Source organism: Taylorella asinigenitalis MCE3, assembly GCF_000226625.1.
Taxonomy (GTDB): domain Bacteria; phylum Pseudomonadota; class Gammaproteobacteria; order Burkholderiales; family Burkholderiaceae_B; genus Taylorella; species Taylorella asinigenitalis.
Genome location: NC_016043.1, coordinates 1,552,293 through 1,567,079, shown reverse-complemented (window position 1 = coordinate 1,567,079; position 14,787 = coordinate 1,552,293). Strand labels below are relative to the sequence as shown.

The following is a 14,787-nucleotide window of genomic DNA, read 5'->3' as shown; positions in this document are numbered from 1 at the left end:
AATTGCCAATGTGTGAACATATTATTCCAGCGGCACTCACGAAGGCCACACAGCTTTATCTGTGGGTGTATCGTCTGTATCCGATAACGGTAAATGGATCCTCAAAGGCAATGTCACTGGCAATGGCCGCGGTCAAATCAGTGCCGGCGTTGGAGCAGGATACGCTTGGAAGTAGCTTGGCTTAAGCTAGGGGCATTAGTCACATAGGTGGCAATGCCCCCGCTTACACATCACTTGATAGCCCACGCATAAGACGTGGGTTTTTTAACAACATTTTTGTAACGTTTTGTAAATTATGAAACAAGAGTTTTTACAGTTTTGCGGGGGGGGGAATCTATTAGTAGCATTGTCATTAAATATTTTTAAGGATTGTATATACAAGTTTAATTGCCATATCTACAGTATACTCATAGACATTATTAGTTACAAAATATTTGTTATTGCCCTATAAACCAAAATTTATAAGACTTATATTGGTATTATTTTTTAACATATTATTTCAAATTGCTATGAATAAAATCTTTAAATCTAAATTTAATAAAACTTTAGGTTCTTGGGTTGCTGTTTCTGAACTTGTTAAAGGCTTCTGCAAAAATTCTAAAGTTGTAGCTGTAGGAGTTGCATTAGTTGCTACCGCAGAAATTGTAGAGGCAAAACAAACAATAACTGAAGAGGTTGAAATTACAGAATCTGTAGTACTTAAAGATGATGTTACAGTAGATGGGGATGTTTTTTTAGATGGATTCCGTATTCATGCAGGTGGTCCCACATTTATTATTGATCACGTTAATCCATACCCTAAAAATAACTTATGGGAACCCATGTATTTTAACGTTCAAATTGGTATGGGTGCATCTGCACAGGGTCAACAGTCCTTTGCAATTGGTCAATATTCAGAAGCCAATGGATCGAATAACTTTGCTTTAGGTCACTACGCACGGGCTCAAGGAGATAAATCAAATGCGTTTGGCTACAACTCCTATGCAAGTATTGGATCAGTTTCAGTAGGTAATAACAACGTAGCTATGTGGAATTCATTTGCTTCTGGTCAACATAACTACGCATTTACAAATCAAGCAGTGTCTGTTGGTTTACATAATGCATCCTATGGAAAAAATGCAATTTCGATTGGTGCGGCTAATACATCTACGACTGAAGCCGCTTCCTCTATGGGTGTATTTAACTATGCTGGACCATCTAATCTTTTGGGGTCTAAAGAAGTAAACGGAGTAATGACACCTAGACTTTTGGATGTTCTAAACGCATTGCCTTATGAACCTATTAGCAACAAGCCCGAAGATCAACTTAGTGCAATATATATCAATAGTATTAAGGCCAGATTGTGGAATACGTCAAAATACTGGCAGAATTCTGGATTAACTTTTACAACCAATGATTACGATAGTTTAAAGTACTTGAGTGAAAAGGAACAACAAGAAATTTCCAAAGCTATTGAAAAAGCTGGTAAGGATTGGCCGCATAATCATCAATCAGCCGTGGGTAATTTCAATACAGTAACTGGTGGTTTTGCTTCAGGGTTTGGTACATATAACACCGCGATAGGGGATGAGTCATCAGCTTTTGGCCATAATAACCTCTCATTAGGTACATTTTCTTCAGCTATAGGAAGTTGGAACGTAAGTCTTGGTACTGCTTCAACGGCAGTTGGTATGAGGAATATAGCCTCAGCTGATTACTCAGTAGCTGTTGGTTATACTAATAGAGCAAGCGGATACGATGCTATAGCGATAGGTATTGATAACTATTCTAAAAACGATGCTACTACTTCTGATGGTTCTAATTTAGATGGTACTTCATTAGTCAGGTGGGTGCAGGGTTCAATAGGTATTGGTATCGGCAATGATGTGGGTGATGATGCTCTAGGTTTTGGTAATGGTAATGTAGTAAATGCACGCTCTATAGCTGTGGGTACTAAAAACAGTATTCTTAATAACATAATATCAGTAAACAATAATAGTCAAATCATAATTGATGAAAATAAAAAAATTGGAAATTCTTATGGATTTGTTTTTGGGTATAACAACAAAATCTATTCAGGTCGTAGTGCATCTACTATAAATGTGAATATTTCAGGCTCACACAATTTTGCACAAAATGCAGAACAGTCATCAATTTTTGGTTTTAAAAACTACTTAGGTGCACAAGTTGATTTTACAGATGTAAGACCAGATAAAGATCCAAAAGTTAAAGAATTAAATGTTTCTAGAATTTCCTTAGCTACTGTAATAGGTAATCAAAACTACTCTAGTGCTTCTAAATCAATTGTTATTGGGCATTCTAATGGTTTAACTTACGGAGCTCAAAACTCTATAGTTATAGGTAGTAATATAAAAGCTAATCGTGCTAATGCAATTTATCTTGGTATAAATGCTTCAACTGATGGTTACCAAAAAGTCACAATTCCTGAGGGTGCAAAATGGGCAGGTGCTGATAATAAAGGCAAGGATTGGGTAATGACCATCGGTCGACCTGGCCAAGAACGTCAAATCCAACACGTGGCAGCAGGTCGTATTAATAAAGATAGTACTGACGCTATTAATGGTTCTCAACTTTATTGGTTTAAAAAATCTTTAGATGAGAAGATTGGTGAGCTACTACCAGCAATAGCAGATGAGAAAGGCACAACAGTAAAACCTAAAGAAGATAAAGTTGTTATTGGTGGCGGAGTACCTGAAGAAAATAATAAACCAGAAAATTTCACAACAGGAAATATAACAACTGAAACAGAAATTGGTGCTGACGGTAAAAATACTGGTAAGCTTAATATTAAACTAGCTAAAAACCTGAAAGGTCTTGAATCAGCTGAATTTGTTGATGAAAATGGTAATGGTACTGTAATCACCAAAGATGGTATTAAAACTGTTGTCAAAGAGAAGGATTCAGAAGGTAAAGATGTGATTAAAGAAATCGCGATGGGCACTTCTTATGTAGGCGATGACGGTAATAAAGTTGATGTTCCACTTAACAAAACGCTTAACCTCAAAGGCGGAGCCACAGATGTCTCTAACGAAGACAATATTGGAGTCGTCAAAGGAAATGATAACACCCTAAACGTTCGTCTTGCTAAAAACCTTAAAGGTATTGAAAGTATCGATGGCTTAAAAGAAATGTCTTACGATGAAATGCAAGAAGCTGAAAATAAAAACAAAGCAGTAAGCGTTAAATCACTAGAAAACTATCTTGAGAAATACGGTTCAGGCGGTACTTCAGGCGGCTCAGGCGAATTTAATGGTGATGCAGGAGGCAAAGAAATTACTAACTTGAAGCCTGGCACTAAACATGATTCAGCTGCTACAGTTGGTCAGGTTGAAGAACGATACGATGATGCTTTAGGGGCTTCAGCTATGGCCATGGCTACTAGTGGTCTTCCTCAAGCTACTGCCCCTGGTAAAAGTATGGTGTCTGTAGCTGGTAGTACACTTGATGGAAAACAGGGTTATGCACTTGGTATTTCTACTGTTTCTTGTAATGGAAAATGGGTAATTAAAGGGTCTGTTGCTGGCTCTAGTAGAAAACAACTTGGTGCTACCATAGGTGCAGGATATCAGTGGTAAATAAATAAACTACTTATTCATTCTTCTCCATACAATACCCACGGCCTCGGTCGTGGGCTTTTTTTTACAAGTTATAATTTTCCTCATACATAATAAGGAAAAATAATGAGTGACACCCTCCCACATATCGAAAGCCTCGCACATATCGACAACATAACCGATGCAAGCCTTCTCGAAAAATATTCATCAGATGCAAGTGGATATCCCGAAGCCTCCCCCTCAATAGTCTATCGACCACGTAGTACAGAAGAAGTGGTGCACATCGTAAAGCATTGCCACCAGAATAATACGCCATTTACTGTTCAAGGTGGGCTTACAGGGTTGGCTGCTGGGGCCGTTCCTAATGAAGGCGATGTTGTTATTAGTTTCGAGAAAATGGATAAAATCGAGGAGATCGATAATGTGGGTGGCACTGCTCTTGTGCAAGCAGGTGTCATTCTCGAAAACCTGCAGAAGGCTGTCCTCGATAAAGGATGGTATTTTCCGCTTGATTTGGGAGCACGGGGGTCATGTTTTGTAGGCGGGAATATTGCCACAAATGCAGGTGGCAATAAGGTCTTCCGCTACGGTACGATGCGTGAACTTACGCTTGGACTGGAGGTTGTGTTGCCCGATGGCACTTTGCTCGATATGACCTATAGCATGATAAAAAACAATACAGGTCTTGACCTTAAGCATTTGTTTATTGGCTCTGAGGGGCGGTATGGTATCGTTACACGTGCCGTGTTGCGACTTTTTCCTAAGCCAGCTCACAAACACAACGCCCTTGTCGCTTTAGAGAATTTCCAATCAGTCACGAAATTGCTCACAAAGACGCGAGCGGCATTGGCTGAAATTGCGAGTTTTGAAGTTATGTGGCTTGACTATCTTTCAATGTCCGCACAGCTTCAGGGGATTAAGGTCCCCTTTGATGGTGCTTATCCATTATATGTACTTATGGAGGTGGAAGGCTCAAGGGATGACCTGAACGATAGATTTCATGAGTATCTTGAGGCCATCATTGAAGAGGGGCTTGCCGTCGACGCTCTCGTGCCCCAAAGCGAATCGCAATCCGAAGAACTTTGGAAAATTCGCGATGGCATAGGTTACTGCATGCGTAAGTTGGGTGTAGTCGTAAATTTTGATATTGGCTTGCCCATCAAATATATGCAAGAGTTTTACGAAAAGTGGGTCGATATTGCAGGACAAAAATATCCCGATATGGTGAATCTAATTTTCGGGCACGTTGGTGATGGCAATCTTCATGTCACAACTGGAAATATTACCGAAGCCGATATCATTCCGATTGAAACGATGATGTATGAAATCATTAAACCTATGCGAGGTAGTATAACGGCAGAGCATGGCATCGGACGGATCAAAAAAGATTTCCTGACATACACTCGCGACCCCGACCAAATCGAAGTGATGAAGATGATTAAGAATACGATAAATAGCAAGGATTTGTTAAATCGCAGTCGAGTAATCGATTGATATCATGGGCTTTTAAATCTGCGCCCCTTCCATCAGAAAATCGACTATATTTTTGTGCTCTATGCCTTCATGATTCCCTAAATTGGCCTCGTCCGTGGATATTACAAATTTAGGATAATTATCTTTCACCGCTAACAAGGGCTTAAATTCACGCTCTACAGTCTCAGGACTTTCTACTTTGTATGCCACCTGAATATATAATTTCATATTATTTTGGGTGGCAATGAAATCGATTTCCATCGAGTTAAGTTTTCCCACAAATACATCATATCCTCTTCTTCTTAATTCTAAATAGACAATATTTTCTAGAACTCCAGAAATATAAGTTGGCCTAAATCCTAGCATTGAATAAAGTAAAGAAATATCTGCCAGATAGAACTTCTCTTGAGTTTTTAAAATCTCTTTTCCTTTAAGGTTATACCGCTTGCATCTATATATAATAAATGCACCTTCAAGAGCATTCAGATATTCGTAGATTGTGTTTAAACTGATACTTCTTTGCTGACTTTTAAAGTAGTCAGCAATATTCTGAGCTGAAAACGTATTTCCAACATTATCAAAGACATAATTTACGACTCTATTCAAAAGTTCTGTATCCCGAATATTATGTCTTTGAATAGTATCTCTCAAGATGACTGAGCTATAGATATCCTGAACAAGTTTGAAGCATGTGTCTAAGGAGTGCTCTGCTAGATGAACAATTGGAAACCCTCCTTTTTGACTGTATTCAATAAATAGCTCTCTTGAACTTTTAGGATTTGTATCTGTGAGTGTTGAATAATGCTTTTTGAAATCAATAAATTCTAAATAGGACAAGGTGAATATATTAATTTCTACATATCTTCCAGCTAAATAAGTTGATAGTTCAGATGATAATAATCGAGAATTTGATCCAGTAATATATAAATCAAGATCAAACTCAGCCATTAAGGAATTAATAACCCTTTCCCATTTAAAGGCCTCTTGTATTTCATCTATAAGAACATAAAATTTTTCTTTTTTATTAACTTGGCTAGAAATATATTTATATAATTCTCCTTCTTTTAATAGATTTTCATTTGAGAGCATTTCTAAATTTATATAAATAATATTTCTTTCATTTATATCTCGATTTTTCAATTCTTGGGCCAGAAGCTTTAAGACAGTAGACTTCCCACTACGACGTATTCCTGTTAAGACTTTGACCACAGGCAGGTCTATGAATTTTTTTATTTTGTCTAAGTAAGTGGGTCTAGGAATCATAATTTAAACTTTAAATGAGAATTTTATTCATTATAAGTATAAAAACTTTCGATTTCAGAGAATTTTATTCATTATAAGTATAAAAATTGACCATAAAACGGCCTTTAAGCATAAAAAAACACCCACTATTCATGGGTGTTCCTCTTAAATGATTTGAAAAATAAGGCCTATTTAACTGAATCAGCCATTACTTTTTTTACGCCCTCACATTGATTCATGGACTCCATAAAGCGATTTACATTAGGATAGTTCGTATAATCTTTAGGGATTTTCTTAGTCCAATTAGCCATTACGTAAGCATAAGCATCCGCAATTGTTCTTTTATTTTTATAAACATGGTCATCGCTACCAATTAATGCATCAAGATGATTCATAACACGGTCAATACGTGCATAAGCAGCCTCTTTCACAGCTTCAAGAGCAGCATCATCGCTTGAAGTAGTGAATTTTTGCGGACCAAAAAATGGCCAAAAAGCAGGGTGAAAATCAGAAGCTAGAAAAAACATAATTTCATCAAATTTAGCTTCTTCAGCATCGCCTTGATCAGATAGTAAATCCTTCTCTTTCGCTTGTTTGGCAATATAATTCATAATCGCAACCGCTTGGGTACGAACCTGCCCATCTTCAAGCTCTAAAGCAGGAACAGAACCTAGTGGATTTATTTTTTTGTATTCTTCAGTACCCAAAGCAGCTTTTTCTACTTGGTAGTCAACTCCAGCCCATTCAGCCGCAATCCAGCATGCAACAGCGCAAGTACCAGGTGCATAATAAAGTTTCATATCATTCTCCAAAATTAAATTTCCTAAACTATGCCATCGAACTATAAAGTTAAGCATAGCTTTTACTAGATTTTAACGAGCATTAATTACAATTAACCTGAATTGAAACGTTTTGATACTTTAGCTAGGGATTAATATTGTGAGTTAATTTTTTCTCGTCTTTTAAATAATCAGGAGTACTCAAGACAGTATCAAAAGGTCTATAGATATGGTCCTTGAAAATATCACTTTCCCATTTCACTATTTGCTTAATAACTTCTACAAACCTATAAAAATTTTTGACTAGATTTTGCTTGGTAGATCTTAACGTTAATTCACCATTTTTATTATTTATACCGTAGTAGTTAAAAAGTTCACTGAATTCAGGAAATAGCTCCGTAGAATAGATATTATTCACACCACTACCACTAAAATGGTCGAAAATTTCATACTGATCAGAAATAAGATAGTCTCCATTTTCAAGTTGTGAAACTATCAAATAAATTGCATCATAATCCCAATGAAGAAAAGGAAGGGCTACATAGGTATATCCATCTTCAGTGAATATACTAGGTGATGGATAGTCGTTTTGAGTAATTAAATCATTTGTCGTGTTCATTAGTTTTAATCCATAAATAAATTTAAGGGGTTAATAGGCTTGCAATCAAAATCAATCAACACTCTAGAACAAAAATGTTCAAGTACATCATTGTAAGACCAATCAAACCAATCATAACTACCAATTATTCTCCCCTCAGGACTATCACCAATATGCTCATGAGGTAATGTGTGCTTATGTCTTCTGTCTTTTATCAGACCTATCTCTATTTGGTAGATTCTTATCTTAGCACTCTTAGTTAGATAACTTAAGGAAAAATCATATTTAAAAACATTTTTATTCTTCAGCTTTATTATTTTGAAATGCACGAAGAATCTAGTTATTTCATTTTTTTCATTGTGCAAAAAAAATTCTAATGAAACTAATCTTTTTTCAACTTTATCCAGTTCCCATTGAGGCAACTCTTTTGCATAGAATTTGTGCGTTCGAAGAAAATGCAAATATTCCTCGTAATTTGGTGGTGTTGCAAACAAATCAATCTCCTAAATAAATCAATCTTGAGTTTAGGAGCTATTTCTTATAAGAGAAAAAGGGGGGGGGTGGATGTTTTAATCCATTTCGTCGACAAACGTTTCTTTGCGTTTTCTTTGTATCGCAGGCAATGCCGTCGCAACTATCAATCCCACGGCAATAGCAAGAATCACGGCTGATATTGGTCTTGTGAGGAAGGTCGTATAATCGCCTCGCGATAATAATATTGCTCTTTTGAAATTCTCTTCCATCATGCCTCCCAACACCAATCCCAAAAGTAGTGGTGCAGGTTCGCATTTAAGCTTGTTCCAAAAAAATCCCAACACTCCAAACACTGCAAGTGCAAAGATATCAAAAGTATCGTTTTCAAGAGAATAGATACCAATTAAGCAAAAAATCAATATTGCAGGAAATAGCATGCGATACGGAACCTTCAATAACTTAACCCACAGTCCGATTAATGGAAGATTTAGTACAACTAGCATCAAGTTACCAATCCACATTGATGCAATCAATCCCCAAAACATCTCAGGATGACTTGTCATAACTTGTGGGCCTGGTTGAATATTATGAATAATCATCGCCCCAATCATTAAAGCCATCACCGCATTTCCAGGAATGCCTAGGGTTAGCATTGGGATAAATGAAGTTTGAGCAGCCGCATTGTTGGCGGATTCAGGACCAGCGAGACAGGGGGCGTAGCCATTGCCAACTTGCTGAGGATTTTTTGCTAACTTTTTTTCGACCGTATATGAAGCAAAAGATGAAAGCACTGCACCTCCGCCAGGAAGCACACCTAGGGCAGATCCTATGGCAGTGCCCCGTGCAATGGCTGGGACTGACTGCTTAATCTCTTCTCGATTCGGATACAAGGAGCCGATTTTGTCCGTAAGCGTAAGACGATTTTCACGCATAGACAAATTTCGCATAATCTCAGCAAGGCCAAATATACCCATAGCCACGACAGCGAAATCCAAACCGTCTTGCAACTGTCCCAAACCAAAGTCGTATCTAGGCTCTCCAGAATCCACATCCGTGCCTATCATCCCAAACAATAGTCCCAAAATAATCATGCCGACAGCCTTAATGAACGAGCCCGAAGCAAGAACCACGGCACCAATTAGACCAAGCACCATTAAGGAAAAATATTCTGCAGGACCGAATTTCAAGGCCATAGCAGACATAGGTGCTGCAAAGGCCGCAAGCAATAAAGTGGCCACGCATCCCGCAAAAAAAGAGCCAATCGCCGCTAGTGACAATGCCGCCCCCGCACGCCCTTTCTGTGCCATCTTATGTCCATCAAGCACCGTCACAACGGAACTTGTCTCTCCTGGCAAAGCCACTAAAATTGCGGTTGTCGAGCCTCCATACTGACACCCATAATAGATTCCTGCAAGCATAATAAGCCCTGCAGTGGGCGGCAAGACATATGTTAGTGGCAATAACATCGCAATCGTCGGCACTGGCCCGATACCAGGCAACACTCCTATCATGGTCCCTAGCAAACACCCAATAAGTGCATACGCAAGATTCTCAAGAGTAAATGCGATATCAAGCCCTAAAGCTAAATTCTGAATTATGTCCATCATAAGTTCACACTCTCATTGCGGGTGCGACGAATTAACAAAAATGCAGCTAGAATTAAGGCACAAACAATAAATGCTATCGCTACAAAAGACCATTCAGATGGTGGGCTAGGCCACATTTGAAGTACCATCCCGAGCCCTTCGATAAATACAAGCCATGAAAAAATAGCCATAAATATTGCTATAGCTATGGCCGCACGGAAACTAAAATCGTGGCTTGCAAGGCTACTTAGAAGGCACACGCAAACAATTGTGAGCATTAGTCCCAGTGCTTTAAGTGCAAATGCAAAAAAGAGTACTGAGCCGATAATAAGTATTAAAATATCCCAATCGAATTTTCCGATGCGAGTCTCGGGATTAGCTTCTCCACGAAGCCCTTGCAGTCCAACGATTGCACCAATCACAACAAGCAATAAGCCTAAGGCGAGAGGGAAAAATCCTGGACCTAATCGCATAAGATCGCCCATATCATATTTGATATATGAGTAGACCGCAAAGAAGCCGCCAAATGCCATAAACATAAGGCCACTATAGAAGTCTTGCTCGTTTTTAATTATCATGATGGGTGGATTAATTGAACGTATCTATTGGATTTTAAAGGGGATAATTTTAACATGTCTAATAATACAGCCACTGATAAACTTCGACTTTCTGTGAGTGGAATGCATTGTCAGGGTTGCTCAACGCGTCTGACAAAACTACTTAATTCTCAACCCTATGTAAAAGAAGCCTCTGTAAATTTTGCAAGTGAAGAGGCTCAGATTGAACTTCATGATGGAACGGATCGCGACTATGTGATGCCGAAGATTTTATTAGCAATGCAGTCAGGAGGCTTTAAAGGTGAGCTTCAAAAAGACACTATTGTAGAGATGAAGTTGCCTTTGCGTCTGAAAGTTTTGATTTTAATTTCATTGCCATTTTTTGTGGGCATGATTGGAATGCTTTTTGGCTCGCATTCGTGGATGATTCCAGCATGGCTTCAGTTCTTGCTCGCAACTGTGGTGCAATTTTGGATAGCATTGCCATTTTATAAAAGTGCATGGGCATCGGTTCGCGGTGGCATGGCAAATATGGACGTGCTTGTCGTTTTAGGAACGACTGCCATTTATGTGTATTCAGTTGTAACGTGGCTCGTTTATGGTCATGCACATGCTGTCTATTTTGAAGGCTCAGTGATGATTGTGGCTTTTGTAAGCCTCGGTAAATTTTTAGAAACTCGCAATAAAAAGCAAAGTCTTAATAGTCTTCAGTCGCTATTGAAGCTGCTCCCGCCTGAGGTCATGGCTTTCAGAGATGGAGAGTGGATGAAGGTTCCACTTCATAAAGTTAAAGTTGGGGATCGAATTAGGTCGAATCACGGCGATCGCATTGCCACAGATGGAGAGGTGTATCAGGGCGTAGCGATGTGCAATGAGAGTCATCTTACTGGTGAGTCGGAGTTGGTTAAAAAGGCTGTTGGAGATATTGTTTCTGCGGGCGCATTAGTAGAGGATGGGAGTGTCGAATACATTGCCACAAGCGTGGGGCGCGAGACATTCTTGGGTGATTTAATGGCGGCATTATCGGAAGCTCAGGGCAGCCAAGCGCCAATTTCACGTATTGCGGATAGAGTCTCAGCTGTTTTTGTTCCTGTGGTCATTCTTATTTCTGCGGTCACTTTCTTGTGGTATCTGCCTCAATGGGAGAGGGGGCTTATGAATGCAGTGGCTGTGCTTGTGATTGCGTGTCCATGTGCGTTAGGGCTTGCTACTCCAGCGGCTATGATGGTCGGCCTTGGAAATGCATTTCGTAAAGGTATCTGGGTTAAGGAGGCGGCCACACTTGAGCAAACTGCAAAAGTCGATACTGTAGTTTTTGATAAGACGGGGACATTGACACGGGGGCAGCCAACTGTTGTGGAGTATGAAAACTTTGGTTCGCATAATGCCTTGCAATTGGCGGCTTCATTGGAGCAATTTATTCAGCATCCACTAGCACACGCAATAGTAAGCAAAGCTTATGAAGAAGGGCTTGATTTGCACTTTGCCGATAATGTGGAGAATATAGTCGGAGAGGGTGCAAGCGGAAAAGTGGAGATGGAAGCGGGGGCATTGCCACTTAAAGTAGGAAGCCCTGCATTTACGCAAGCTCAAGTGCCATCGAACATACTTGAGAAGTGGGAAGGACGAGGATCCATCATATGTATCTCAAACGCAGAAACAAGCGAGCTCTTAGGGACTGTTTTGATCGCAGATGAACTTCGAGAAGATAGTAAAGCTGTACTCGATGAATTGGGTCGGCACGAAGTGGCCGCTTTTTTGCTATCAGGAGATCGCGAAAGCACAGTAAAGCGAATCGCCCAAGAACTAGGTATCACACGGCTCTTTGCTGAAGTTAAACCACGCGATAAGCTTGAAAAAATCAAGGAACTTCAATCGCAGGGAAATATTGTCGCTATGGTCGGGGACGGAATAAACGATGCCGCCGCACTTGCACAGGCAGACGTAGGTATTTCCGTGAAATCCGCTGCAGCTGTGGCTGAGCAGGTAGCCGATATTACATTAGTGAAGAATAATATCGCAAACGTAGGTCATGCGATTAGCATTGCAAAATCTACTGTGCGTAATATAAAACAAAATTTATTTTTCGCACTTGTGTACAACGCAGTAGGCATTCCACTAGCAGCGGCTGGATATCTTACTCCTTCATTAGCCGCACTATGCATGGCTCTTAGCTCGATAAGCGTGGTCACAAATGCTATGCGTTTGAGGAAATTTTAGTAGCAAATACTGTTGTTGCTTCCCATACGAATCTGGTTGGCCATAACAACGCCACGCACGCTAATTGGGTCGAGCATCTCGCGGGATCGAATATCGAATCTCCAGATCTCGGCTGGCCCTTCGTCTACAGTGAGCAGTAAGGTTTTGCTATCGCCTGTCACCCACATATCGACAACTTGATATGGGAATTCATAGGTGACCTTATCCGACGGGTCTTCATATGATTGAAAATGCAAAGCCTTATCGCCGCCCACAATCCAAGTCGATTCAAGCCATCCGCTTCGTATGATTCGCGGCGAAAAAGGCAGCTCAAACCGATGCGGCTTAGGATCCTTTTCGCGTAAATCAAAATAGGCCACATGTCCTGACATATCCGCAAAAATCACACGTTGCGAATACTGATCGATATAGGGCATAACTAGCGGCCGCCATGTTGAGCCCACCGTGTACATTGGGCCTGTGCTTAAAAGCTTATCCTCTTGTGGAAAATAGATGAGCCCCTCGTCTCCTTCAAAAGTATTGAAGGCAAGCATAAAATCTTCTGGACTGGCAATGCCCTTGTCCAATCCAGCCGGCTTTCGTAGCCGCTTACTAAGATCTAAGGTTGTCCAATCGCTTTTATCCAAGCCATTCTTGCGATAGATAGTGGGCTTTTCGCGATCTAACACCCAATATGTTTGACTAAAAGAGCTAAACAGAAGTTTGTAATAAGTGAACTGAGAGTTTGTGCGATTTTCAGAATCGAATTTTCTTGAAAAAATATCGACCTTATCGTTTTCGTAATCGACGACACCTACCTGATCTCTCAAACCCACTGCCAGCAACTTAGTTTGCGGAATGAAAAATATTTGATGCACAGGTGAGGGCATCATAAGTGTGCGGAAAGATGCATCTTTAAGGTCAAGAAGCACCAGCCCATTTAGCTCACGATTTCCAATTGCAAGCATACTATCGTCGCGTGCCATCTCAATGGTATCGGGCCTAAAATTTAAATTAATATGTGCAACACGATGAGCAGTTTCAATATCATATACACTCAAATATGTAGACATAATATCGGTAATAAAAAGATATCGAGTCGGCTCATGTAAAGATTTTTTTGATTGATACTTAGGCTCAATTTTTAAATCTTGCCGTGGAAATGCCTGAGCCCCCAGCTTCCCCCCAAAACCTAGTCCACATGCACCTGCCGCAACACCCTTAAGAAAAGATCTTCTCGAATTTTTCATATCATTTTGCAACGCAATTTGCGTATTCACTTAGTGACTCTGTCTCTTTAATAATTCCGTTTTTAAATGCAACTTGTTTTCCATCTACAAATAAGGCATTAAACGGCAATCCGATTCCTCCGAGTTTGCGAAGTAAATCCATTTTAGGATAGGTGAATTTGTCTAGATGGACAAACTTTTGCTCATCGAAAAATTTTGTGATTTTCTCTTCCCCATCGGCTAAATTTAGCGTGATTACGCCCATTTCACTACTATGCTTTTTGAATTCATGTAGTACAGGCAACTCTTTGCGACAAGGAGCACACCACAAAGCCCACATATTAAGTAATTCCACTTTTTTTCCGCTACTTTTTATCGCATCGATTTGAGAGAGTTCAAAACCTGTTTTCGCTTCTTTAAATCCCTCTGGCAATGCACACGCCTTCTCGCTTCTCTTATGTGCCACTTGCTTAGATATTGATGTGATCTTTTTCTTTTCTGGCTCTCTTTCGTTAGTAATATTAGGGGCAATAGCCTCAGTCACCTTATTAGCTAAATCCTCTGGTGCGATTTGATAATCGTATGTGTCTAGAAGTTTTGAATCTGGTCCAATAAGATAAATTAGAGTGCTGTGATATACCGTGTACATCATCCCAAGCTTAGGCTCCTCTAGTTTTTTCCCGTCAAGACGATATCCAAATGTAGCACCTAACTGATTTGTCAAAGATTGCACAGAATCTATGCTTCCCGTCAATCCAACAAATCGTTCATCAAAATAATCAACATATGCATTAAGAGTTTCAGGCGTTGAATTAACTGGATCGATATTTACGAATACTGGAACAATATTTTGAGCCACATCGTTTGGAATCTTATCTAGGGCTTCATTAATTTGTGCCAATGTCATCGGACATATATCGGGACAAGATGTATATCCAAAAGCCAAAAGCATATATTTGCCCTTGAAATCAGCCTCTGTTTTAGTGCCCAAATTGTCCATTAGCTTGAACTCTAGCGGCTTCCCTTGGATAGCACTTTGTGCTGAAAGGATTGGAGTTGATAAGAGCAGGAGCATTGCCATCAATAATCTAATCAT

12 protein-coding genes are annotated in these 14,787 nt (G+C 39.7%); 4 read left to right on the top strand and 8 right to left on the bottom strand.

Annotated elements, in window-relative coordinates:
• Positions 1–61: 61 nt before the first annotated feature.
• From TASI_RS08120 to TASI_RS07410, 3 genes are all read left to right on the top strand, one after another.
• On the top strand, positions 62–175 hold the full coding sequence (locus TASI_RS08120) for a YadA-like family protein (protein ID WP_014112147.1): 114 nt from the start codon (positions 62–64) through the stop codon (positions 173–175).
• A gap of 334 nt (positions 176–509) precedes the next feature.
• Complete coding sequence (locus TASI_RS07415) at positions 510–3,575, top strand: YadA-like family protein (RefSeq protein ID WP_014112146.1); 3,066 nt, start codon at positions 510–512, stop codon at positions 3,573–3,575.
• 105 nt (positions 3,576–3,680) lie between these two features.
• The gene (locus TASI_RS07410) at positions 3,681–5,048 is read left to right on the top strand and encodes an FAD-binding oxidoreductase (RefSeq protein ID WP_014112145.1); all 1,368 of its coding nucleotides are present in this window, start codon (positions 3,681–3,683) and stop codon (positions 5,046–5,048) included.
• A 12-nt stretch (positions 5,049–5,060) separates the two neighbouring features.
• On the opposite strand, the gene TASI_RS07405 is transcribed toward TASI_RS07410, so the two are convergent.
• The 6 genes from TASI_RS07405 to TASI_RS07380 all read right to left on the bottom strand — a co-directional run bounded on the left by TASI_RS07405 (position 5,061) and on the right by TASI_RS07380 (position 10,284).
• Positions 5,061–6,290, bottom strand: a complete 1,230-nt coding sequence (locus TASI_RS07405; protein WP_014112144.1) for an ATP-binding protein — start codon at positions 6,288–6,290, stop codon at positions 5,061–5,063.
• A gap of 167 nt (positions 6,291–6,457) precedes the next feature.
• Positions 6,458–7,069 carry a glutathione S-transferase family protein gene (locus tag TASI_RS07400; RefSeq protein WP_044978195.1) on the bottom strand — a complete coding sequence of 204 codons (612 nt, stop codon included), beginning with the start codon at positions 7,067–7,069 and terminating at the stop codon, positions 6,458–6,460.
• Between the two features lie 124 nt (positions 7,070–7,193).
• A complete protein-coding gene (locus tag TASI_RS07395) occupies positions 7,194–7,667 on the bottom strand; it encodes a DUF1828 domain-containing protein (RefSeq protein ID WP_014112142.1) in 474 nt (157 codons plus the stop codon).
• A 5-nt stretch (positions 7,668–7,672) separates the two neighbouring features.
• Entirely contained in the window at positions 7,673–8,140 is a 468-nt protein-coding gene (locus tag TASI_RS07390; RefSeq protein ID WP_028884337.1) for a hypothetical protein, read from the bottom strand.
• A gap of 75 nt (positions 8,141–8,215) precedes the next feature.
• A complete protein-coding gene (locus tag TASI_RS07385) occupies positions 8,216–9,724 on the bottom strand; it encodes a tripartite tricarboxylate transporter permease (RefSeq protein WP_044978299.1) in 1,509 nt (502 codons plus the stop codon).
• Complete coding sequence (locus tag TASI_RS07380; protein ID WP_044978192.1) at positions 9,724–10,284, bottom strand: tripartite tricarboxylate transporter TctB family protein; 561 nt, start codon at positions 10,282–10,284, stop codon at positions 9,724–9,726. The genes TASI_RS07385 and TASI_RS07380 overlap by 1 nt, the downstream gene beginning before the upstream one ends.
• Before the next feature lie 54 nt (positions 10,285–10,338).
• Here TASI_RS07380 and TASI_RS07375 point away from each other — a divergent pair, with 54 nt between their 5' ends.
• Positions 10,339–12,483 carry a heavy metal translocating P-type ATPase gene (locus tag TASI_RS07375; RefSeq protein WP_014112138.1) on the top strand — a complete coding sequence of 715 codons (2,145 nt, stop codon included), beginning with the start codon at positions 10,339–10,341 and terminating at the stop codon, positions 12,481–12,483.
• Here the strand turns inward: TASI_RS07375 and TASI_RS07370 are convergent.
• Together TASI_RS07370 and TASI_RS07365 are read right to left on the bottom strand one after the other, a co-directional pair.
• Positions 12,480–13,712, bottom strand: a complete 1,233-nt coding sequence (locus tag TASI_RS07370; RefSeq protein WP_014112137.1) for a twin-arginine translocation signal domain-containing protein — start codon at positions 13,710–13,712, stop codon at positions 12,480–12,482. The genes TASI_RS07375 and TASI_RS07370 overlap by 4 nt on opposite strands.
• Position 13,713: 1 nt before the next feature.
• Positions 13,714–14,787 carry an SCO family protein gene (locus tag TASI_RS07365; RefSeq protein WP_014112136.1) on the bottom strand — a complete coding sequence of 358 codons (1,074 nt, stop codon included), beginning with the start codon at positions 14,785–14,787 and terminating at the stop codon, positions 13,714–13,716.

Excerpts from the sequence above, each read along its gene's own strand:
- TASI_RS07380 (WP_044978192.1), bottom strand. The coding sequence starts at position 10,284 with ATGATAATTAAAAACGAGCAAGACTTCTATAGTGGCCTTATGTTTATG.
- TASI_RS07400 (WP_044978195.1), bottom strand. The coding sequence starts at position 7,069 with ATGAAACTTTATTATGCACCTGGTACTTGCGCTGTTGCATGCTGGATT.
- TASI_RS07415 (WP_014112146.1), top strand. The coding sequence starts at position 510 with ATGAATAAAATCTTTAAATCTAAATTTAATAAAACTTTAGGTTCTTGG.
- TASI_RS07385 (WP_044978299.1), bottom strand. The coding sequence starts at position 9,724 with ATGGACATAATTCAGAATTTAGCTTTAGGGCTTGATATCGCATTTACT.
- TASI_RS07365 (WP_014112136.1), bottom strand. The coding sequence starts at position 14,787 with ATGATTAGATTATTGATGGCAATGCTCCTGCTCTTATCAACTCCAATC.
- TASI_RS07410 (WP_014112145.1), top strand. The coding sequence starts at position 3,681 with ATGAGTGACACCCTCCCACATATCGAAAGCCTCGCACATATCGACAAC.
- TASI_RS07370 (WP_014112137.1), bottom strand. The coding sequence starts at position 13,712 with ATGAAAAATTCGAGAAGATCTTTTCTTAAGGGTGTTGCGGCAGGTGCA.
- TASI_RS07395 (WP_014112142.1), bottom strand. The coding sequence starts at position 7,667 with ATGAACACGACAAATGATTTAATTACTCAAAACGACTATCCATCACCT.
- TASI_RS07405 (WP_014112144.1), bottom strand. The coding sequence starts at position 6,290 with ATGATTCCTAGACCCACTTACTTAGACAAAATAAAAAAATTCATAGAC.
- TASI_RS07375 (WP_014112138.1), top strand. The coding sequence starts at position 10,339 with ATGTCTAATAATACAGCCACTGATAAACTTCGACTTTCTGTGAGTGGA.